The organism is Thioalkalivibrio sp. ALJ16 (assembly GCF_000377345.1).
In the GTDB taxonomy this organism is placed as follows: domain Bacteria; phylum Pseudomonadota; class Gammaproteobacteria; order Ectothiorhodospirales; family Ectothiorhodospiraceae; genus Thioalkalivibrio.
The window spans coordinates 343796-362948 of the sequence record NZ_KB898037.1; the positions used below are offsets into that span (position 1 = coordinate 343796).

Genomic DNA, 19153 nt, shown 5'->3' on the forward strand with positions numbered 1-19153 from the left:
GCTCAGGGTTCCCCGAGTCGTTCCGGCATGTGCTGCTGAAACCAGGCCCGGACCGGGGCGAGGTCGGGGTGCGCCAGCGCCCGCGCCAGCAGGCGCTCCAGGCGCGGCAGGTGTTCCAGGTAGCGGGGCTTGGCATCGCGTCGGGCCAGGCGCACGAAGATCCCGAGGATCTTGGTGGTGCGCTGCGCCCCCAGTACGCGGTAGTGCCGCAGAAAGGCCTCGCGCTCGCAGCCGCTGCCGGCCAGGTAGCGTTCCAGCCCGCGTTCGACCGTCGCCGGCGAGACCTCGCGCCGCGCATCCTCCAGCAGGGAGACGACGTCGTAGGCCGGGCTGCCGATCACGGCATCCTGAAAATCCAGTACCGCACACCCGGCTTCGGTGTCGGGTGGCAGCATCAGGTTGTCGACGTGGAAGTCGCGCAGAACCAGGGTCGACGGCAGTGGCGGGAGGGCGTCCAGTGCCTGCGCCCAGGCGGCCAGGAAGGCGTCGCGGCTGGCCGTCGGCAGCGGCGCGCCGGCCGCCTCGGCGCCATACCAGTCGACCAGCAGCGCGGCCTCGTCCAGCAGGCGCGCGAGGTCGTAAGCGGGCAGTGCCGGGGCTGCTGCAGCCGCCGGGGGCCAGGCCCGGTGCAGCTGGATCAGGGTGTCGATAGCGCGGTCGTACAGGGGGCCCTCGGGTTCTCCCTCGGCCAGTGCCCGTGTGAAGGTCCTGTCGCCCAGGTCCTCCAGCACCACGAAGCCCGCGGCCGGGTCATGTGCAAGCACGCGTGGCGGGCGCAGCCCGAGCTTCTGCAGGAGCTGCGCGATCTGCACGAACGGTTCGGTGGCCTCGCGATCCGGCGGGGCGTCCATCAGCACCACCGGGTCGCCCTCGTGGCGCGCCCGGAAGTAGCGTCGGAAGCTGGCATCCGCGCGCAGCAGGGCGAGGTCGCTCCAGTGGCCCGGTTGTGCCTCCAGCCAGTCCTGGAGCTGGCGGCTGCGGGTATCGTCCGGGATCATGCCCAGCTCTCTGCGGGCAGGGCACCGGGCACGCGTTCGACCTGCGAGGTGATCGTCCCGTCCGGGTGGAGTTCGATTACGCGGTAACCGGCGTGGATCCTGTCCACGGCGAAATCCTGCGACCCGGGCGTGAACTGGACGCAGGTCGAGGGACAGCCGAGCAGTTCGATGCCCCCTCGCTGGGCCCGAAAATCCTGATGAATGTGGCCGAACAGGCACGCCCGCACGCGGGGGTGACGATCCAGTACCGCGAACAGCTCCGTCCCGTTCTGCAGGCCGATGCGGTCCATCCAGGCGCTGCCGACCGGCACCACCGGATGGTGGATGGCGATCACGGCCCAGTGCCCGGGATGCGCGCTCAGCAGCTGGTCCAGTCGTTCCAGCTCGGCCTGACTGATCTGCCCTGCGGCCTGGCCCGGCTGCGCCGAATTCACGCCGATCAGCAGCCATTCGCCGAGGACTTGGTGGCCATCCAGCGTGTGGCCCGCGTCGGAGAGAGCATCGCGCAGCAGCGCCCAGTCGTCATGGTTGCCGGCAAGGCCGCCGACCGGCCAGTCCTCGACATGCGCCTGCAGAAGCTGCAGGAGCCGGTCGTAGGCCCGCGGGTCCGGGGTCTCGGCGAGGTCCCCGGTCAGCCACAGAAGATCCGGTCTGGCCTGTTCCCGGCGCAGTGCCGCGAGCACTCGCGCGAGCTGGTCATCGCTGTCCGGATATCCCGGCCGGATGGGGCCCGGTTCCGCTCCGAGATGGGTATCGCTGATCTGGATAATGCGTTGCATGCGTCCTGACTGGCTCGTAGCTGTCTGTCTGTATTGTGCATTCGGACGCGCGCGCGTTTGCCGCCCGACGGGTTGATTGCCCTATACTCGAACAGGTGTACCGCGTATCGCGCCGGGGCCTGACCGCATGGGGCGGGAGGGGGCCTGGCGAGGGGCCCGAGATGAGCCAAGAAGCCAAGACCCACCCGGATTCCGGGTACCGTCCGTCCGAGGACGAACCCTACATGAATCCGCGCCAGCTGGACTACTTTCGTGCCAAGCTCGAGGCCTGGCGTGCCGAGCTGATCGAGGAATCGGAGCAGACGCTGGAGCATCTGCGTACCGAGAGCTGGCAGGAACCGGACCCCAACGACCGTGCCAGTCACGAAACCGATGCCGGTCTGGAGCTGCGCACCCGCGACCGTTACCGCAAGTTGCTGAACAAGATCGACGCCGCGCTGCTGCGTATCGACCGCGGCGAATACGGCTACTGCGAGGAGACCGGCGAACCGATCGGCCTCGCGCGTCTGGAGGCGCGTCCGATTGCCACCCTGAGCGTGGCGGCGCAGGAGGCCCACGAACGCGACGAGGCCCGCTACGCGCAGTAGCTGGCCCGGCCGGCGTGCAGGCGTGAGGCGATGGAGTCGCGCGCCCGCGTCGGCTGGCGCTTCCCTTTCCGTGTTACCCCAGGGTGCGGGTGAACACCCTTGAGTTGCGGGCCTGGTTGTAACGGGCCTGCCGGCTGGCCGGAAGATCCTCCACCTGCCCCGGGGTGTAGCCGCGTTCCTGAAACCACTGCGCGGTGCGCGTGGTCAGCACGAAGACCCGTCGAATGCCCTGTTCCTGCGCCAGTTGCTCCATCGCCTGCAGCAGGCGATCCCCGCGCCCGCTCCCGCGGTAATCCGGATGCAGGGCCAGGCAGGCGATCTCGCCGGCGTCCGCCTCGAACGGGTACAGCGCGGCCGTGCCGATGATCAGGCCATCGGCCTCGAGTACCCGGAAGCGGTCGATCTCCAGTTCCAGGTGTTCGCGCGCGCGATGAACGAGGATGCCCTCGGCTTCCATCGGTTCCAGCAGGGCGTGTATGCCGCCGACATCGTCGAGCGTGGCCGCGCGCAGCCGTTCCAGGGGTTCGCGCGAGACCAGGGTCCCGATGCCCTGGCGCGTGAAGAGCTCGGTCAGCAGCCCGCCGTCGTCGTGGCGGTCCACCAGGTGCACGCGTATCTCGCGTGCACCGCAGGCGTCGATGGCGCTGCGCAGGTGGTTGGCGAGTTCCTCCGGCAGGTCGGGCGCGGTATCCAGCAGCTCGCGTGCGGCCGGCACGGTGAGCTGGTCGAGCACGCCATGTCGTGGATCCCGCAGCACCCCGGCCTCGGTGAGGAAGATCAGCTTGTCGGCATTCAGGGCGATGGCGACCTGGGTGGCCACGTCCTCGCCGGACAGGTTGAACACCTCGCCGGTCGGCGAATAGCCGAGCGGCGATACCAGAACGACCTGTTCCCGGTCCAGCAGCGCGGTGAGCGCCGTGGTATCAACCCCGCGGACCTCGCCGGTGTAGTGGAAGTCCACGCCATCGCGCACGCCCAGCGGCCGCGCGGTCACGAAGTTGCCACTGGCTACGCGCAGGCGGGCGTTCCCGGTGCCCGGCTGCCCCAGGCTGCGCGAAAGCAGGCCCTCGATCTGCAGCCGCAGGCGCCCGACCGCGTCCAGCACGGCCTCCAGGGCCGGGGCGTCGGTCACGCGCAGGCCATGGGCATAGGCCGGGGTCAGGCCCCGCTCGTGCATGCGGGTCTCGATCTGCGGGCGTGCCCCGTAGACCAGCACCACCCGGATGCCGAGGGCATTGAGCTTCGCGATGTCGCGCATCAGGGCCGGGAATTCCGCGGCCAGGGCCGCCTCGCCGGCCAGTGCGATGACCATCGTGCGTCCACGGTGGGCGGCGATGTAGGGCACGGCATCGCGGAACCATGCGAGTTCCCCGGGGTGGGGGGCGCGACGCGAGGTGGCGGGTGCGTGGTCGACTGGCGGATTGGGGCGGGTCACGGCGGCTCGAATTCCCTGAACGGCGGTGCGGACAGTCTATCAATTCGCGCGCCGCTGTCCCCGTGGCACGTCGGGCTCACCAGGGAGCCGCTGATATGTCGGCGCCTCCCTGGCGGGGAGGGACGGGATCAGTCGCGCCCGTCCACCAGGCGTTCCAGATCGGGGATGCGGTCGCCGGGCTTGATACCGTGGCGCTCGAACCAGCCGGCATTGACCTCCAGCGCGTACGGCACCGGACGCCGGGCGCTGTGGATACGGGTGGAGTGCGGCGTCATGCGGGCGATATTGGCGATGGTGTAGTCCGCGTCGATGAACGCCACATCCAGCGGGATGCGGGTGTTCTGCATCCACATCCCGTACTCCGCGGCGCGTGGCCAGATAAACAGCATGCCGTGATCGTCCGGCAGATGGTCGCGGTGCATCAGCCCGACACGACGGCTGCGGTCGGTCGCGGCGATCTCCACCGAAAGCGTCTGCTCGCCGACCGCCAGCGTGTCGACGGGCAGGGGCCGGTCATCGGCGTGGAGACCGCCGATGCCGAGAAGCAGCAGGGCCAGAAACAGCCAGGCCGCGCCGCAGAAGGTGGCCCGGCCGCGGGACCGGTCCCCGGCGTTCACAGGCTAGTCGCCGCTCATGCGCCCCACGGCGCAGCTGGCGAAGGACTTGGCCTTGGCGCTGGCAGAGCGCAGGCCGGAGACCGAGCCCGTCTCCGGGTAGCCCATGCTGGCGAGCTTCGCGGCGACCGCCTCGCGCGCGCTGTCCGGGGCCTCGACCTCGACGGCACCGCCTTCCACATCCACCTCGGCGCCGGTCACGCCCTCGACCTGCATCAGGCCCTTGCGGATGGAGCTGGCACAGCCCCCGCACTTGATGTTCTCGACTTCGATTTTCATCAACGTTTCCTCCGGAAACTGGGGTTTGTACGACTCATTATGTACGATTCTGGCTCTGCACAAACGTTCACGAGATTCCATCATGCCCGCCTATCGTTCTCGCACCACTACCCACGGCCGCAACATGGCCGGCGCCCGCGCCCTGTGGCGCGCCACAGGGATGAAGGATGGCGACTTCGGCAAGCCGATCATCGCCATCGCCAACTCCTTCACCCAGTTCGTGCCCGGACACGTGCACCTGAAGGATCTGGGCCAGCTGGTCGCCGGCGAGGTGGAAAAAGCCGGTGGCGTGGCCAAGGAGTTCAACACCATCGCGGTGGATGACGGCATCGCGATGGGTCACGGCGGGATGCTCTATTCGCTGCCCTCGCGCGAGATCATCGCCGACTCGGTCGAGTACATGGTCAATGCCCACTGCGCCGACGCGCTGGTGTGCATCTCCAACTGCGACAAGATCACCCCCGGGATGCTGATGGCCGCGATGCGCCTGAACATCCCGGTGGTGTTCGTCTCCGGCGGCCCGATGGAGGCCGGCAAGGTGAAGGCACCGGGCAGCGAGAAGGTCATCCACCTGGACCTGGTGGACGCGATGGTCAAGGCCGCCGACTCCAGCGCCAGCGACGAGGAGGTGGAGGCCATCGAGCGCTCCGCCTGCCCGACCTGCGGCTCCTGCTCCGGCATGTTTACCGCCAATTCGATGAACTGCCTGACCGAGGCCCTGGGCCTGTCGCTGCCGGGCAACGGCTCGCTGCTGGCCACCCATGCCGGGCGCAAGTCGCTGTTCGAACAGGCCGGTCGGCGCGTGGTCGAGCTCGCGAAGCGCTACTACGAGCAGGACGACGAATCCGTGCTGCCGCGTTCGATCGCCACCTTCGAGGCCTTCGAGAACGCGATGAGCCTGGACATCGCCATGGGCGGCTCCACCAACACCGTGTTGCACCTGCTGGCGGCCGCGCGCGAGGGCGAGGTCGACTTCACCATGGCGGATATCGACCGCCTGTCGCGCAAGGTCCCGAACCTGTGCAAGGTGGCGCCGGCCACCCAGCTCTATCACATGGAGGACGTGCATCGTGCCGGTGGCGTGGTCGGTATCCTGGCCGAGCTGGACCGTGGCGGCCTGATCCATCGCGACATCCCGACGGTCCACGCCGACACCATGGGCCAGGCCCTGGAGCAGTGGGACGTGATGCGCCACGCCGCCGCCTCCGAGACCCTGTACAAGGCCGCGCCGGGCGGCGTGCCCACTCAGGTCGCGTTCAGCCAGGACAAGACCTGGGACAGCCTCGACATCGATCGCGAGAACGGCTGCATCCGCGACATCGAGCACGCCTACTCGACCGACGGTGGCCTCGCCGTGCTCTACGGCAATATGGCGCCGGACGGCTGCATCGTGAAGACCGCGGGCGTTGACGAGAGCATCCTGAAGTTCTCCGGCCCGGCGCGGGTGTTCGAGAGCCAGGACGCGGCCGTCGAGGCAATCCTCGGCGATCAGGTGCAGGCCGGTGACGTCGTGATCATCCGCTACGAGGGCCCGAAGGGCGGCCCCGGCATGCAGGAGATGCTCTACCCGACCTCGTATCTGAAATCCAAGGGCCTGGGCAAGGAATGCGCGCTGATCACCGACGGGCGCTTCTCCGGCGGCACCTCCGGGCTGTCCATCGGGCACGTCTCGCCGGAGGCCGCGCAGGGCGGCGCGATCGGCCTGATCGAGGAGGGCGACACCATCGTGATCGACATCCCCGGGCGCGAGATCCGCATCGACGTCGACGATTCCACGCTGGCGGCCCGCCGCGTGGAGATGGAGGGACGCGGCGCCAAGGCGTGGAAGCCCGAATCGCGCAAGCGCGAGGTCACCCAGGCCCTGCGTGCCTACGCCCTGATGACGACCTCCGCCGCCTTCGGCGCGGTACGCGACATCTCCCGCTTCGAGGACTGACCAAGGTCAACCGGCGGGCTTGCAGGATGTATTGAGCGGCAGCTCGGACCGGGAGAACCAAACGACCGAACCACAGGGAGGTGGGGATGGCGATTACCGACTGGCCCGCGGCCGAGCGCCCGCGGGAGAAGCTGATCGAACGGGGCGCGGCGGCGCTGTCGGATGCGGAGTTGCTGGCGATCTTTCTGCGCACCGGAGTGGCCGGCAAGAGCGCGGTCGATGTTGCGCGCGATCTCCTCAGTCGTTTCGGCGGGCTGCGGCCGCTACTGCAGGCCGATCAGGCGGGGTTCTGCGCGGCGCCGGGGCTGGGCGATGCGAAGTATGCTCAGCTCCAGGCGGTGCTCGAGATGGGGCGGCGGCACCTGGCCGCCGATCTGGAGCGTGGCGATGCACTGACCTCGCCGACGGCCACCCGCCAGTTTCTTGCGGCGCGCCTGCGCGACTATCCCTTCGAGGTCTTTGCGGTCCTGTTTCTGGACAACCGCCACCGGGTGATTGCCTTCGAGGAGCTCTTTCGCGGCACCATCGATGGTGCCTCCGTGCACCCGCGCGAGGTGGTGCGCCGCGCCCTGCACCACAACGCGGCGGCGGTGATCCTGGCGCACAACCACCCCTCGGGCGTAGCCGAGCCGTCGCGTTCGGATGTCGCCATTACCCGCCGGCTCGGCGAGGCCCTTGGGCTGATCGATGTCCGCGTGCTGGATCATCTGATCGTCGCGGACACGATTGTGTCCCTGGCCGAGCGCGGCGAGTTGTAGTGTTTCCCGAGGGAAACACGGATCAATGTGCACACTCGCGTTCGCACCCCGGGTGTTCCGAGACCAGGCGCGTCGTGCAGCGGGCAGGGGGTCGACCCGCCCGTTTTTGATTGATTCGGGGCGCAACGCGGGATCGGGGAACCGGGTGTGCCAACCCGAATGCGCCCATTAATCGGAGTTTTCTAGCTGCGGATCGCCCAGTGTCCGGGCTCGTCCGGGCAGGCCGTTCCTGTGTGGTGCTCGCCGTCGATCTGCATCTCGAATTCGCGGCAGCCGTTGTCGCGGACGCGCCCCGGGGTCATGTGCACGGGCTGACCGCGGGCGTTGTCCCAGTGCACGGCCTGTCCGGGTTCGGCCAGTTCCAGTGCATGGCCCATGCAGGCCTGGTCGGCGCGATCCATCTGGCGGCCGATCATGCGGCCCAGCACTGCGCCGCTGGCCGCGCCGATCAGCACGGCGACCGGATCCCCGTCGCCAACGCGATGGCCGATGACGGCACCGGCACTACCGCCAATCGCCGTGCCGATTGCGTCGCGGTTGCAGCCGCCGTCCATCACGCCGTAGTCGTGTTCCCAGCGCTCCACGCTGTACCCGTGGTAGCCGGCATACCCCGGATCGTTCTGCGCGCGCCAGCCGTGGGCCGGTGCCCAGGGCGGCGGGGAGGCCAGGGTGTCGGCAGCGAAGCCGAACAGCATCGCGGCCGCCAGTACCTTCAGGTGAGTGGGTATACCGCGTCGGGAGTGAGTGCGTTTCCGTGCCATGGTTCGTCTCCTTTCGACCGTGTTCGGCTCCAGCCTCGCGCGGGGTGGCTGAACGGTTCTTTAACGAGCGGCGGAGATCGCCGGAAACGTGAAGGGCATCAATGCCGGGCTGTGTTCGGGTTCACGGATTCGCCTGCTCGAGGGCCTGCTCCAGCGCCCGGAGCAGGGCATCCACCTGGGCCTCGGCGTGGGCGGCGGACAGGGTGATGCGCAGCCGCGCCTGGCCCTCGGGGACCGTCGGCGGACGGATCGCCGGGACCAGGAAGCCGGCGGCCAGCAGCCTCTCGGCGACGGCGCTGGCGCGGCGGGTGTCGCCGATGTGGACCGGCTGGATCGGGGTCAACGGTGGCGGGTGCTGCAGACCGAGCCGGTCCAGCCCCGCGCCCAGGCGCTGCAGCAGGCCCTGCAGGTGCGCACGCCGATCTGTGGCGGCCTCGGCGATCCGCACGGAGGCCAGCGTGGCGGCGGCCAGGGCGGCCGGCATTGCGGTGGTGTAGATGTAGGGCCGCGCGGTCTGGATCAGGGTCTCGATCAGGGCCTCGGAGCCGGCGACGAAGGCCCCGGCGGTGCCGAAACCCTTGCCCAGCGTGCCCATCAGGATCGGTACGTCGTCTGCGGCCAGGCCGTGGTACTGGCAGCTGCCGCCGCCGGTCGCGCCCAGCACCGACAGGCCGTGGGCGTCGTCCACCATCAGCCAGGCGTCAAACTCGCGTGCCAGCGCGGCCAGTTCCGGCAGGGGTGCGATGTCGCCATCCATGGAGAACACGCCGTCGGTCACGATCAGGCGGTGACCGCGATCGGGCGCCCGCTCCAGGCGTTCGCGCAGGTGCCCGGGATCGGCATGGCGATAGCGCTGGCTGCGCGCGCCGGCCAGGCGCACCGCGTCGATCAGCGAGGCATGGTTCCAGCGGTCCTCGAACACCGTGTCGTGGCGGCCGACCAGCGTCTGTACCAGCGCCAGGTTGGCCATGTAGCCAGTGGAGAACAGCAGTGCGCGCTCGCGCCCGGTGAAGCGCGCCAGCGCCTGCTCCAGTTCTACATGGGCGCGGGTGTGGCCGTTGATCAGATGGGCTGCGCCGGCCCCGACCCCGTAGCGGTCGAGGGCCTCGCGGGCGGCGGCGGCGACGGCCGGGTCGGCTGCCAGGCCCAGGTAGTCGTTAGAGCAGAAGGCGACGACCGGCTGGCCGTCGATGACCTGCTCCGGCTGCTGCGGCCCGTCCAGCGTGCGCAGACGGCGCCAGCGTCCGTCCGTGCGTACACGGTCGAGGCGGGCCTGCAGAAAGGCCTGCAGCGAGGTGCTCATGGTGACGGACTCACGGCCGCAGCCCGGCCCGCAGGAAGATCGGCCAGTGCAGGCGGGCGGTGATGGCCGCGTTCGGCCACAGTGTGTGCAGGGCCGGCTCCAGCGCGGTCAGCGGATCCTGTCCGGCGGCCTGTGCGCGGCGGATGGCCGACCAGGTGCCGAGATAGCCGAGCAGGGTGTCGCGGTCCCATTCGCGGTCGATCCGAAACTCGGGCGCCTCGAGCTCCGGCCAGGGGAAGGGCAGGTCGCGGTAGTGGCTGCGGATGTGGCTGCGCTCTTCCGGCCACCAGGGCGCCAGGGTGGTGTCGTGGAAGTCGGTCAGCAGGCGGTCCAGCGCCGGGTCCTCGGCGCGCAGGATGCCGTAGCCCCAGATCGCCAGCAGGCCACCCGGGCGCAGGACGCGGGCAACCTCGTGATGGAACTCGGCGTGGCGAAACCAGTGCGCGGCCTGGGCGACGCAGGCGAGATCCACGGAGGCGTCGGCCAGCGCGCAGGCCTCGGCGGCGCAGGCCACGCGATCGACCCCGCTGGTCGCCGGCAGGGCGGCCAGCAGGGCCGGGGCGGCATCCGTCGCCACGACCTGCGGGAAGTGCGGCTTCAGGCCCTGGGCGGCCTGGCCGTTGCCGCTGGCGCAGTCCCAGGCGCGCTCGTGGCGCGGGGTGTGCGCGGCCAGCCAGTCAAACAGCTCGGCGGGGTAGTCCGGGCGGTGGCGGGCGTAGTCGCCCGCTACCGCCGAGAAATGATCGGGAAAGTCGCCCGCCACCGGCCGGTCGGCTCAGGCCGATGCGGAGGCGGGCCGGTCCGATTCCGCAGGGGCTTCCGGGCCGGTCTCCGGGCGCAGGCCCAGGCGTTCGAACAGCGCGAGGTCGTGATTCTCGCCGGGGTTCGGCGTGGTCAGCAGGGTGTCGCCGTAGAACAGCGAGTTGGCGCCGGCCAGGAAGCACAGGGCCTGCATCTCGTCGGACATCTCGGTGCGCCCGGCGGACAGGCGCACGTAGGAGGCCGGCATGAGGATGCGGGTCGCGGCGATGGTGCGCACGAACTCCAGCGGGTCGAGGTCCTCGATCCCGTGCAGCGGCGTGCCCTCGACCTGGATCAGCTGGTTGATCGGCACCGATTCCGGGTGTTTCGGCAGGTTGGCCATCTGCTGCAGCAGGCGCGCGCGGTCACGGCGCGACTCGCCCATGCCGAGGATGCCGCCGCAGCAGACGTTCATGCCGGCCTCGCGTACGTGCTCCAGGGTCTCCAGGCGGTCATCATAGGTGCGCGTGGAGATGATGTGCCCGTAGAACTCCGGCGAGGTGTCGAGGTTGTGGTTGTAGTAGTCCAGCCCCGCCTCGGACAGGCGCTTCGCCTGCTCGGCCTTCAGCATGCCGAGGGTCATGCAGGTCTCCAGACCCTCGTCCTTGACCGCGCGCACCATCTCGATCACGCGCTCCAGGTTCTTGTCGGTGGGGTTGCGCCAGGCGGCCCCCATGCAGAAGCGGGTCGCGCCCTGGGCGCGGGCGTTGCGCGCGGCCTCGAGCACTTCCTCCAGCGGCAGCAGGCGTTCGCGCTCCAGCTCCACGTCGTGGTGGGCGCTCTGCGGACAGTAGGCGCAGTCCTCCGGGCAGGCCCCGGTCTTGATCGACAGCAGCGTGCTGACCTGCACCGCGTTCGGGTCGAAGTGCTCGCGGTGCACGGTCTGCGCGCGAAAGATCAGGTCGTTCAGCGGCAGGTCGAGCAGGGCCTCGACCTCGTCGATGTTCCAGTCGTGGCGGGGCGTGCTCATCGGTGATGTTCCTCGTCGAAGTCGTCCGGAATCTCGACGTCCATCCACGGCTCGCGGTAGATGGTGAACAGCGCGTAGATCGTCCAGGGCAGCAGGATCGCCGCTGCAATGGCCCAGTAGGCGCGGTAGTAGTTCAGATCCGGCGGAAAGAAGGTGGCCAACACGATCAGGGCGCCCATCAGGGCGTAGTAGCGGTAGGCGGCCCACTGGGTGTGGTGCCCGACTCGCGGATCGGGGTGGTGCTTGTTCAGGGCGTAGACCAGCATGGAGCCACCAAACCACAGCACCAGGGGCACGATGCCCATGATGGCGGCGATGATGAAACCGACCCCGACGCCCTCGCTGCTGACCACGAACAGCGGGATTCCGGCGATCGATACGCTGATCAGATTGCCGATGTCGAACATCGAGGCGGCGCGCCGCGAGCTGCGCCCGGAGACGGTCTTCGTGGCCATGGTCTACCCTGAATGCAAAAGACGGATCATACCATCATGCCTGCGGACCCTTCATTGCAGCATGGCCTTCAGCGGGGCCGGGTGACGTCCTGGAGTCGCAGGCTTGTGGCCTGGGGCGAGGGTCTGGGCGAGCTGCTCTACCCCTCGTATTGCGGTCTGTGCCTGGCGCCGGGTCCACCGGTATGCGGTCCGTGTTGCGAGGACCTGCCGCCATTGCCGGACCCCTGCCCCACCTGCGCGATGCCGCTGCCGGTGGCCGGGGTGTGCCCGGACTGTATCCGCCAGCCCCCGGTCCTGGATGAGCTGCACGCGGGCTGGGCCTATGCCTGGCCGCTGGATCAGCTGATCCTGGCCTACAAGCACGGCGCCAATGTGCGCGCCGAGCGCATCCTGGCGGCGCTTGCGGAGCGGGTCGCCATCATGGCCCATGCTGGCCATGGACAGGAGCCGCCCGCCCGACCCGATGTGATTCTCCCGGTCCCGCTGCATCCGTCCCGGCTGCGCGCGCGTGGCTTCAACCAGTCGGAGTATCTGGCCCGGCGGGTTGCGCGGGTGCTGGGCGCGGCGCTGGATGGTCACAGCCTGCGCCGCATCCGTGCGACCGGCTCGCAACAGGCCCTGGGGCGACAGGCACGGCGCCGCAATGTGCAGGGTGCCTTTGCCTGGACGGGGCCGCGCCTGGCCGGGTGCCGTGTGCTGGTGGTGGACGATGTGGCTACCACCGGGGCGACGCTGTCCGCACTGGCGGGGGTGTTGCGACAGGCCGGTGCCGCGCGGGTGGAGGGACTGGTGCTGGCGCGCGCCTGACTCGTCACCGGTGGGCGCGGGGGTCACGTGCCGAGGTGGTGGTCCGCGACCATCGCCAGCAGGACCACGGCCCCCAGATAGTGGTTGTTCTTGAAGGCGCGCAGGCAGTCACCGGGCTCGCGCTCGAAGATCAGGAACTGCTGGTAGAACATCAGCATCGCGACGACGACCAGCCCGGCGGTGTAGTACCCGCCGAGCCCGGCATGCTGACCGATCAGATAGAGCCCGAACCAGACCAGCACCTGCAGGCCGGCGGTGATCAGGCGGTCCAGTTCGCCGAAGGCGATGGCGGTGGATTTGACGCCGATCTTCAGGTCGTCCTCGCGATCCACCATGCCGTAGAAGGTGTCGTACACCACGGTCCACGCCAGTACGGTCACGAACAGCAGCCAGGCGATCGGTGGCGGGTGCTCGCCGCTGACCGCGGTGAAGGCCATCGGCACGGCCCAGGCGAAGGCCGCGCCAAGATGGACCTGGGGGAAGTGGTGGAAGCGCTTGGAGAATGGATAGGTGCCCGCCAGCGCAACGGCTACCAGGGAATACAGGATGGTCAGCACGTTGGTGAACAGCACCAGCACGAAGGCGACCACGCTGAGCGCCACGAAGGTGCCCAGTGCCTCGCGCGGGGTGATGGTGCCGCGCGCCAGCGGGCGGTCGCGGGTGCGCGCCACATGGCCGTCGAAGTCGCGGTCGGCGTAGTCGTTGATCGCGCAGCCGGCCGAACGCATCAGGACCACACCGGCGGTGAAGATGAAGATCAGATAGCCCGGAGGCCAGCCCTCGGCGGCCAGCCAGAGTGCCCAGAAGGTTGGCCACAGCAGCAGGTAGATGCCCACCGGACGATCCAGCCGGATCAGGCGGGCGAGTTCCCACAGGCGTTCACGCTCGGTCATGGCGGCTTAGGGAGACACTGATTGGATTGCACGCTCGCGCTCGCGTCGCTTTTGCGTGCGAACAAGGCGCGGTGACTGCCGTGCAGCCACTCTGCACAAGGGAACCGAAACACCGTGCGCGCGCCCGTTTTTAATACCAACGGGCGGCCGAGCCGCTTCGTGAAATAAATTGTGGGGTTGGCACCCCCTGTTCCCCGATCCTGCGTTGCGGCACTTGCCGGTAGAGCCACTACCGGCTGCGCACCGCGCCTTGTCTCGGGCCTTGCACATCAGGAACAGGGGGGGTGCCAACGCGAGCGTGCAATCCAATTAGTGTCTCCCTAACTTACCAGCCTTGCGGCGTGACGGCGCCGGGGTGTCTCCCTAAAGGTGTGCCTCCAGCCAGCCCTCGAGGTCTTCCGGTTCCACCTCACCACGATGGGTGTCGAGAATACGGCCATCGCGACTGATCAGCACGGTGTAGGGCAGCGCGCCAATGCGGTTGCCGTACTCGCGCCCGACCGCGACGGCCTCGTCCTGGCCGATCAGGACCGGGAATTCGATGCCGAAGTCATCGACGAAGTGCTGGGTAGCGGTCTGTTCGTCCACGGCGACCGCGACGATGGTGAAGCCGTCGTCGCGGTGGGCCTCGTAGGTCTCCTGGAACAGCGGCATTTCCTTCTTGCAGGGCGGGCACCAGGTGGCCCAGAAGTTCAGCACGATCAGGTCGTCGTCCCACTCGCTGAGCTGGCGCTCCTGCCCGGCGAGGTCGGGCAGGGTGAAATCGATGCGCTCGCGTTGCGTGGCCTCGCTGGCGGAGGTCGCTTCGGCCTCGGCCCCGGGCTCGGTTCCGGGCTCCGGATCCGTACAGGCGGTCAGCGCGACGGCACCGACCAGGGTGAGGGCGGCGACCGCGTATACGCGCAGGCTCATGGCGTCACCCCGATGGCGTTTTCCACATGGGCCAGGAAGCGATCGGCGTTCAGGTAGCCCACGTTGCGGTAGTTGCGCAGTTCATTGCCGTCGGCATCCCAGAAGATCATCGCCGGCGGCCCGAACAGGCTGAACTCGCGCATCAGGTTGCGGTGCTCCGAGGTGTTGTCGGTTACGTCCACCTTGAGCAGGTGCACGTCCGCCATCGCGTTAATGACGCGCTGGTCCTGGAAGGTGGTGCGGTCCAGGCGCACGCAGTCCACGCACCAGTCGGCGTAGAAATCCAGGAACACCGGCTGGTTGTTGCCCCGGGCCTGCTCCAGCTCGCGTTCGAGGTCTTCGAGGCTGTCGATGTAGGTGAACTGCATCTCCGTCGGCCCGGACTGTTCGCCGGTGGCGGTCACCGCGGGCTGATTGAGCGTGGCCAGCGGCCGGAAGATGTCCTTGCCGCCGGTGGCCGCTCCCAGCATCAGCAGCACCCCGTAGATCAGGATGACCACGCCGAGGCCTTTCCACAGGGTGTACCAGCCGGAGGTGCCCTCCGGCAGGGTGCGCAGCGCACCCATGTACACCGCGGTCACGATCAGCAGGATGGCCCACAGGAACATCGCCAGCTCGCCGGGGATCACCCGCTCCAGCAGCCAGATGCCGATCGCCAGCAGGCCTACGCCGAACACCGCCTTGATGGTGTCCATCCACGGACCGGCCTTCGGCAGCAGACGGCCGGCGGAGGTGCCGATCGCCAGCAGCGGGGCACCCATGCCCATGCTCAGGGCGAACAGGGCGATACCGCCCAGCACGGCATCGCCGGTATGGCTGATGTAGAGCAGGGCGCCGATCAGCGGCGCGGTCACGCAGGGGCCGACAATCAGCGCCGACAGGAAGCCCATGATCCCGGCGCCCATGTAAGTGCCGCCTTCCTGCTTGTTGCTGATCTGCGACAGCTTGCTCTGCACGCTGGCCGGCATCTGCAACTCGTAGAAGCCGAACATCGACATCGCCAGGGCAATGAAGATGGCGACGAAGGTGCCGATGATCCAGGGGTTCTGGAACGCCGCCTGCAGGTTGGCCCCGGCCAGCCCCGCGAACACCCCGGCAATGGTGTAGGTCAGCGCCATCGCCAGCACGAATACCAGCGAGATCAGGAATGCCTTGCGGGTGGTCAGGTTCTTCTGCCCGATGATGATGTTCGACAGGATCGGGATCATCGGGAACACGCAGGGGGTAAACGTCAGCAGCAGCCCGAAGCCGAAGAAGGCCAGCGCCACCAGCCAGATCTGCCCGTCGGCCAGCTGGGCCGCGATGCGGTCCTGCTGGGTCACGGGGGCGGTGGCCTCGTCGTCCTCGCGCGGCGCGTCGCCGGTCGCCGGCAGGGCATCGGTGTCGGCCTCGGCGGCGAGGTCGGAGGCGAAGGTGACCGCGACCTCCTGGGTCAGCGGCGGATAGCACACGCCGCCGTCCCAGCAGCCCTGGTAGTCGATGGCCAGGGTGATGTCCGCAACGTCATCGGCGTCGCGCAGGACCGGCACGAGGATCTCCACCTGGTCGCGGTAGACCTGCGTCTCGCCGAAGAACTCGTCTTCCTGCAGCTCGCCGTCGGGCGGGTTGACCGGGCCCAGCTCGATGCCCTCGCCCTCGGCCACGCGTACGTCGAGCTGGTCGCGGTAGAGGTAATACCCGTCCGCGATCTCGAAGCGCAGGATCACTGCGTTCTGGCTGATGGCCTCCAGAGACGCGGCGAAGGCCTTCTCCGGCTCCAGCAGATCATCGGCGGCCCCCACCTCGCCGGACAGCTCCCCGAGATCGCCCAGGGCGCTGCGTTCCTCGACCGGCTCGTCTTCCGCGGTGGTTTCCTCGCCGTTGCCGCCCGGCAGGCCGGGCAGTTCGATGGAGACGGTCTGGAAGTGCGGCGGGTAGCAGACGCCGAGGTCCGCGCAGCCCTGGGAGCGGGCGGTCAGTTCGATGGTGGTGGTTTCCGCGGCCGCGATGGGCAGCTCGATTTCCACCTGGTCGCGGTAGGTCTCGACCCGGCCGAAGAATTCATCTTCCTTGATCTCGCCATCGGGGATGCGCGCCTCGCCCAGTTCCAGACCTTCGCTCTCGGGCGTGAACTCGAACTGCTCGCGGTACATGTAGTAGCCGTCGGCGATGTCCCAGGTCAGGCGGACGGTGTCGGCGTCGATCGCCTCCGCGCTCAGGCTGAAGGCGTCATCCGGGTCCAGCAGGTCGTCCTCGAACAGGGCCTGGGCAAGAGCGGGGATCAGCAGCAGGGTGACCAGCAGGGTCGTCAGCCAGGTGCGAGGGTTCAGGAGGTGCATTGCGTTATCCAGTTCAGGTAATCGGGCAGCCCGCGCTCGATCGGCAGTGCGACGATCTCGGGCGTCTCGTAAGGATGTTGGTCCGTCAGCCAGTCCTGGAGTTCGTCCAGCCGCGCCGGGGAGGTCTTGATCAACAGTGTGACTTCGGTATCGAACTCGATATTCCCTTTCCACATATAAACCGAGCGTCCGGGTGGGAGGACATGCACGCAGGCCGCCAGGCCTCGTTCCACCAGGGCGCCGGCCAGGGCATCCGCCGCCTCGGGGTCATCCAGAGTGGTGATGACCAGCCAGGCACGGGCGCTGGCCACCGGGGTGTCGGCGCTCATGCGTCAGTGGTCCCGTTCGATGCGTGCATTCTGGCCGGGTCGCAATGACGTGGCATCCCCCGGGGAGAATTCCACCTCGACCGCGTAGCCGCGTTCGGGCTCCTCGCCGGTCGGTTCCCAGCCCACGCTGGCGATCCGCCCGGACAGACGCTGCTCGGCGACTACGACCGTGACCGCGTCCCCTGGTTCCAGTTCGGCGGCGGTCGTGGCCGGCACCAGGCCGCGGGCGCGCATCGGGTCGCGGGTGCCGAGGATGGCCAGGACTGGCGGCATCAGCGCCGGGTTGACGAACTGCCCGACGCTGGCGTCGATGCGAACCATATGCCCATCGGCCGGGGCCCGGATGACGGCATCCTCGAGATCGGCGCGAACGCGGTCGCGCTGGGCGCGGGCCTCGGCCAGGCGCGCGGCGACCGTGGCGTAATCGATGCGCGCGAGCTCGAGTTCGCGTGCGGCGATCAGGGTCTGGTCATAGAGGTCCTCGGCCTTGTCCCGCTCGCGTTCGGCCTCGGCGAGCTCCATCTGCAGGCGTTCGATGGCGGCCCGCGCCGCGCGCAGATCGGCCTCGGTGCGGCGGGTATCCAGCCGAAACAGCACGGCCTCCGCCGCGACCCGTTCGCCGGGCCGCACCTCGATTGCCTCGATCCGGCCCGCGATCGGGGCGGTGATGCGGTAGCGCTCGCCCCAGTCGAGGCGGGCGTCGAAGCCGTCCTCCGCGAGTACGGGCAGCGGCGCCAGCGCGAGCAGGGCCGCGAGACCGACGGTGGTCAGCAGGGAAGATGCGTTGAAGACGCGGGGCATGGTCTGGTCTCCCGTCCGGTCGCCGGCAGGTCGGCGGCTCAAGAGTTGTCGTCAGTGGCGCGAAACGGGCTCAGCTCGTCGCGTCCGGTCAGCAGGGCCAGGCGCTCGTAGGCCAGGGCCAGCTGGAATTCGGTGCTGGCATTGAAATGCGCGGCCGCGCTTTGCTGCACCATCGAATCGCCCAGGTCGGCCTGGTCCTCGATGTCATACAGGTAGCGCGCGCGGTCGATATACAGCTCGCGGTAGTCCATGCGCCAGCTGGCCTCGTCGCGCTGGATCTGGAGCGCGCGGATCTCGTCATGGAGTTCGCGCAGGCGGTTGCGCGCTTCAATGCGCGCCTGGCCGCGCTCGGCCTCGGCGCGGTGGCGGGCGGCCACGGCCTGCCCCACGCGGCCGTCGTGGCGGCGGCCTTCGTACAGCGGGATTTCCAGGACCAGCCCGGCCGCAAAGGGGTTGCGGTCGCTGCCGCCCAGGTCGCGGTACCACCAGCCGGACTCGGCCTCGGCGTACAGGCGCGGCCGGCGCTGGGCGCGCGAGGCGGCCAGTTCGCGGGTTGCCGCCTCCACGTGGTGGCGCTCGGCCAGCAGCCGCGGACTGGTGTTGTCGAGCTCGGCGAGCAGCGGGTCCAGGTCCGGGAGTGCGGGCAGATCCAGCGGCAGCATGGGGGCCAGCACGGTGCGCACCCGACGATCCGGGCGGTTCAGGGCCTCGGCCAGGGCCGCCCGGGTGCGTTGCTGGGTGTGCAGTGCGCGGGTGCGCTGCACGCGCAGGGTCTGATACTCGGATTCCAGCCGGAAGACCTCGATGTCGGATACCTGGCCGCGCTGGTTGCGTTCTTCCGCGCGCTCCTTGGAGACATAGGCGGCGGCCATCGCCTCGGTGTCGCGGGCGAAGGCAAGATCCGCCAGCAGCACGTCGAAGTAACGTTCCAGTACATGGATGCGGTGGCGGGCGTATGCCAGCTCCTCCTCCATGCGCGCCGCCTCCAGGCGTTGCGCGCTGGCGGACTCGCGCGCATGCGACTGGCCGAAATCGCTGAGGAGTTTGCGCGCGACGATGGAGGCGCGGGAGTCGTTGCGGCTGCGGTCCGCGACCAGGTCGTTGGGTTCGATCCAGCGTGCCTCGAGGCGGGCACTGACGTTGACGTCGCTTTCGGCGCGCGCGGCCTCCAGCGCGGCGCGGGCGCGTTCGCGTTCCGCGCGTGCCTGGCGCACCTGCGGGTGCAGGGCGTCGACGCGCTCCAGGGCGTCCCCGACCCGCATCGGGTTGGGCAGCGGCCCGAGCTCGCTGGCGCCACCCTGGGCGGCCACGGGCATGACCGGGAGGCAGAGCAGCAGGCCCGCCAGCAGCAGGCCGCCGGCCGGGTGTCGGCGCACCCGAGGCGAGCGAGGGGGTATCGGCGACATCGTGCGTCGAT

At 69.1% G+C, this 19153-nt stretch carries 20 protein-coding genes; 4 read left to right on the plus strand and 16 right to left on the minus strand.

Annotation, left to right across the window (positions count from 1 at the left end):
* Nucleotides 1-2: 2 nt before the first annotated feature.
* The gene (locus D000_RS0101750; protein WP_018871832.1) at nt 3-998 is read right to left on the minus strand and encodes an aminoglycoside phosphotransferase family protein; all 996 of its coding nucleotides are present in this window, start codon (nt 996-998) and stop codon (nt 3-5) included.
* Nucleotides 995-1777, minus strand: a complete 783-nt coding sequence (locus D000_RS0101755; protein ID WP_018871833.1) for a phosphodiesterase — start codon at nt 1775-1777, stop codon at nt 995-997. Before D000_RS0101755 ends, D000_RS0101750 begins: the two co-directional genes overlap by 4 nt.
* 161 nt (nt 1778-1938) lie before the next feature.
* Here D000_RS0101755 and dksA point away from each other — a divergent pair, with 161 nt between their 5' ends.
* Complete coding sequence (gene dksA, locus D000_RS0101760; RefSeq protein ID WP_018871834.1) at nt 1939-2364, plus strand: RNA polymerase-binding protein DksA; 426 nt, start codon at nt 1939-1941, stop codon at nt 2362-2364.
* Nucleotides 2365-2437: 73 nt separating this feature from the next.
* Here dksA and argA read toward each other — a convergent pair whose 3' ends face one another.
* From argA to D000_RS0101775, 3 genes are all read right to left on the minus strand, one after another.
* Nucleotides 2438-3799: an amino-acid N-acetyltransferase gene (gene argA, locus D000_RS0101765; RefSeq protein WP_018871835.1), complete on the minus strand. Its 1362-nt coding sequence runs from the start codon at nt 3797-3799 to the stop codon at nt 2438-2440.
* Between the two features lie 128 nt (nt 3800-3927).
* Nucleotides 3928-4362, minus strand: a complete 435-nt coding sequence (locus D000_RS0101770) for a DUF192 domain-containing protein (RefSeq protein WP_155999201.1) — start codon at nt 4360-4362, stop codon at nt 3928-3930.
* Nucleotides 4363-4419: 57 nt separating this feature from the next.
* Nucleotides 4420-4692 (minus strand): heavy-metal-associated domain-containing protein, encoded by a 273-nt coding sequence (locus tag D000_RS0101775; protein ID WP_018871837.1) that lies wholly within the window; start codon nt 4690-4692, stop codon nt 4420-4422.
* An 82-nt stretch (nt 4693-4774) separates the two neighbouring features.
* Here D000_RS0101775 and ilvD point away from each other — a divergent pair, with 82 nt between their 5' ends.
* Nucleotides 4775-6628, plus strand: a complete 1854-nt coding sequence (gene ilvD / locus D000_RS0101780; RefSeq protein ID WP_018871838.1) for a dihydroxy-acid dehydratase — start codon at nt 4775-4777, stop codon at nt 6626-6628.
* An 86-nt stretch (nt 6629-6714) separates the two neighbouring features.
* Nucleotides 6715-7386, plus strand: coding sequence for a DNA repair protein RadC (gene radC / locus D000_RS0101785; RefSeq protein WP_018871839.1), 672 nt, complete (start codon nt 6715-6717; stop codon nt 7384-7386).
* Between the two features lie 182 nt (nt 7387-7568).
* On the opposite strand, the gene D000_RS0101790 is transcribed toward radC, so the two are convergent.
* From D000_RS0101790 to D000_RS0101810, 5 genes are all read right to left on the minus strand, one after another.
* Nucleotides 7569-8147: a glycine zipper domain-containing protein gene (locus tag D000_RS0101790; protein ID WP_026279683.1), complete on the minus strand. Its 579-nt coding sequence runs from the start codon at nt 8145-8147 to the stop codon at nt 7569-7571.
* A 121-nt stretch (nt 8148-8268) separates the two neighbouring features.
* Entirely contained in the window at nt 8269-9450 is a 1182-nt protein-coding gene (gene bioF, locus D000_RS0101795; protein WP_018871841.1) for an 8-amino-7-oxononanoate synthase, read from the minus strand.
* 10 nt (nt 9451-9460) lie between these two features.
* On the minus strand, nt 9461-10213 hold the full coding sequence (locus tag D000_RS0101800; protein WP_018871842.1) for a class I SAM-dependent methyltransferase: 753 nt from the start codon (nt 10211-10213) through the stop codon (nt 9461-9463).
* Nucleotides 10214-10225: 12 nt separating this feature from the next.
* Complete coding sequence (gene bioB, locus D000_RS0101805; RefSeq protein ID WP_018871843.1) at nt 10226-11221, minus strand: biotin synthase BioB; 996 nt, start codon at nt 11219-11221, stop codon at nt 10226-10228.
* Nucleotides 11218-11676, minus strand: a complete 459-nt coding sequence (locus tag D000_RS0101810; RefSeq protein WP_018871844.1) for a hypothetical protein — start codon at nt 11674-11676, stop codon at nt 11218-11220. Before D000_RS0101810 ends, bioB begins: the two co-directional genes overlap by 4 nt.
* A 240-nt stretch (nt 11677-11916) precedes the next feature.
* Here D000_RS0101810 and D000_RS0101815 point away from each other — a divergent pair, with 240 nt between their 5' ends.
* Nucleotides 11917-12483, plus strand: a complete 567-nt coding sequence (locus tag D000_RS0101815; protein ID WP_018871845.1) for a ComF family protein — start codon at nt 11917-11919, stop codon at nt 12481-12483.
* A 23-nt stretch (nt 12484-12506) separates the two neighbouring features.
* On the opposite strand, the gene ubiA is transcribed toward D000_RS0101815, so the two are convergent.
* The 6 genes from ubiA to D000_RS0101845 all read right to left on the minus strand — a co-directional run bounded on the left by ubiA (nt 12507) and on the right by D000_RS0101845 (nt 19142).
* Nucleotides 12507-13376 carry a 4-hydroxybenzoate octaprenyltransferase gene (gene ubiA / locus D000_RS0101820; RefSeq protein ID WP_018871846.1) on the minus strand — a complete coding sequence of 290 codons (870 nt, stop codon included), beginning with the start codon at nt 13374-13376 and terminating at the stop codon, nt 12507-12509.
* Between the two features lie 363 nt (nt 13377-13739).
* On the minus strand, nt 13740-14288 hold the full coding sequence (locus tag D000_RS0101825) for a TlpA disulfide reductase family protein (protein WP_018871847.1): 549 nt from the start codon (nt 14286-14288) through the stop codon (nt 13740-13742).
* Nucleotides 14285-16606, minus strand: a complete 2322-nt coding sequence (gene dsbD / locus D000_RS0101830; protein ID WP_018871848.1) for a protein-disulfide reductase DsbD — start codon at nt 16604-16606, stop codon at nt 14285-14287. Before dsbD ends, D000_RS0101825 begins: the two co-directional genes overlap by 4 nt.
* A complete protein-coding gene (cutA, locus tag D000_RS0101835) occupies nt 16594-16935 on the minus strand; it encodes a divalent-cation tolerance protein CutA (protein WP_018871849.1) in 342 nt (113 codons plus the stop codon). The genes dsbD and cutA overlap by 13 nt, the downstream gene beginning before the upstream one ends.
* A 3-nt stretch (nt 16936-16938) precedes the next feature.
* On the minus strand, nt 16939-17736 hold the full coding sequence (locus tag D000_RS0101840) for an efflux RND transporter periplasmic adaptor subunit (RefSeq protein ID WP_018871850.1): 798 nt from the start codon (nt 17734-17736) through the stop codon (nt 16939-16941).
* Between the two features lie 38 nt (nt 17737-17774).
* Nucleotides 17775-19142: a TolC family protein gene (locus tag D000_RS0101845; RefSeq protein ID WP_026279684.1), complete on the minus strand. Its 1368-nt coding sequence runs from the start codon at nt 19140-19142 to the stop codon at nt 17775-17777.
* Nucleotides 19143-19153 lie beyond the last annotated feature (11 nt).

Bases quoted from the DNA above. Each gene is read 5' to 3' on its own strand.
- D000_RS0101845 (WP_026279684.1), bottom strand. From the start codon at position 19,142: ATGTCGCCGATACCCCCTCGCTCGCCTCGGGTGCGCCGACACCCGGCC.
- D000_RS0101825 (WP_018871847.1), bottom strand. From the start codon at position 14,288: ATGAGCCTGCGCGTATACGCGGTCGCCGCCCTCACCCTGGTCGGTGCC.
- bioF (WP_018871841.1), bottom strand. From the start codon at position 9,450: ATGAGCACCTCGCTGCAGGCCTTTCTGCAGGCCCGCCTCGACCGTGTA.
- D000_RS0101775 (WP_018871837.1), bottom strand. From the start codon at position 4,692: ATGAAAATCGAAGTCGAGAACATCAAGTGCGGGGGCTGTGCCAGCTCC.
- bioB (WP_018871843.1), bottom strand. From the start codon at position 11,221: ATGAGCACGCCCCGCCACGACTGGAACATCGACGAGGTCGAGGCCCTG.
- dksA (WP_018871834.1), top strand. From the start codon at position 1,939: ATGAGCCAAGAAGCCAAGACCCACCCGGATTCCGGGTACCGTCCGTCC.
- D000_RS0101750 (WP_018871832.1), bottom strand. From the start codon at position 998: ATGATCCCGGACGATACCCGCAGCCGCCAGCTCCAGGACTGGCTGGAG.
- dsbD (WP_018871848.1), bottom strand. From the start codon at position 16,606: ATGCACCTCCTGAACCCTCGCACCTGGCTGACGACCCTGCTGGTCACC.
- cutA (WP_018871849.1), bottom strand. From the start codon at position 16,935: ATGAGCGCCGACACCCCGGTGGCCAGCGCCCGTGCCTGGCTGGTCATC.
- D000_RS0101755 (WP_018871833.1), bottom strand. From the start codon at position 1,777: ATGCAACGCATTATCCAGATCAGCGATACCCATCTCGGAGCGGAACCG.
- D000_RS0101810 (WP_018871844.1), bottom strand. From the start codon at position 11,676: ATGGCCACGAAGACCGTCTCCGGGCGCAGCTCGCGGCGCGCCGCCTCG.
- D000_RS0101815 (WP_018871845.1), top strand. From the start codon at position 11,917: ATGCCGCTGCCGGTGGCCGGGGTGTGCCCGGACTGTATCCGCCAGCCC.
- ilvD (WP_018871838.1), top strand. From the start codon at position 4,775: ATGCCCGCCTATCGTTCTCGCACCACTACCCACGGCCGCAACATGGCC.
- radC (WP_018871839.1), top strand. From the start codon at position 6,715: ATGGCGATTACCGACTGGCCCGCGGCCGAGCGCCCGCGGGAGAAGCTG.
- D000_RS0101840 (WP_018871850.1), bottom strand. From the start codon at position 17,736: ATGCCCCGCGTCTTCAACGCATCTTCCCTGCTGACCACCGTCGGTCTC.
- D000_RS0101790 (WP_026279683.1), bottom strand. From the start codon at position 8,147: ATGGCACGGAAACGCACTCACTCCCGACGCGGTATACCCACTCACCTG.
- ubiA (WP_018871846.1), bottom strand. From the start codon at position 13,376: ATGACCGAGCGTGAACGCCTGTGGGAACTCGCCCGCCTGATCCGGCTG.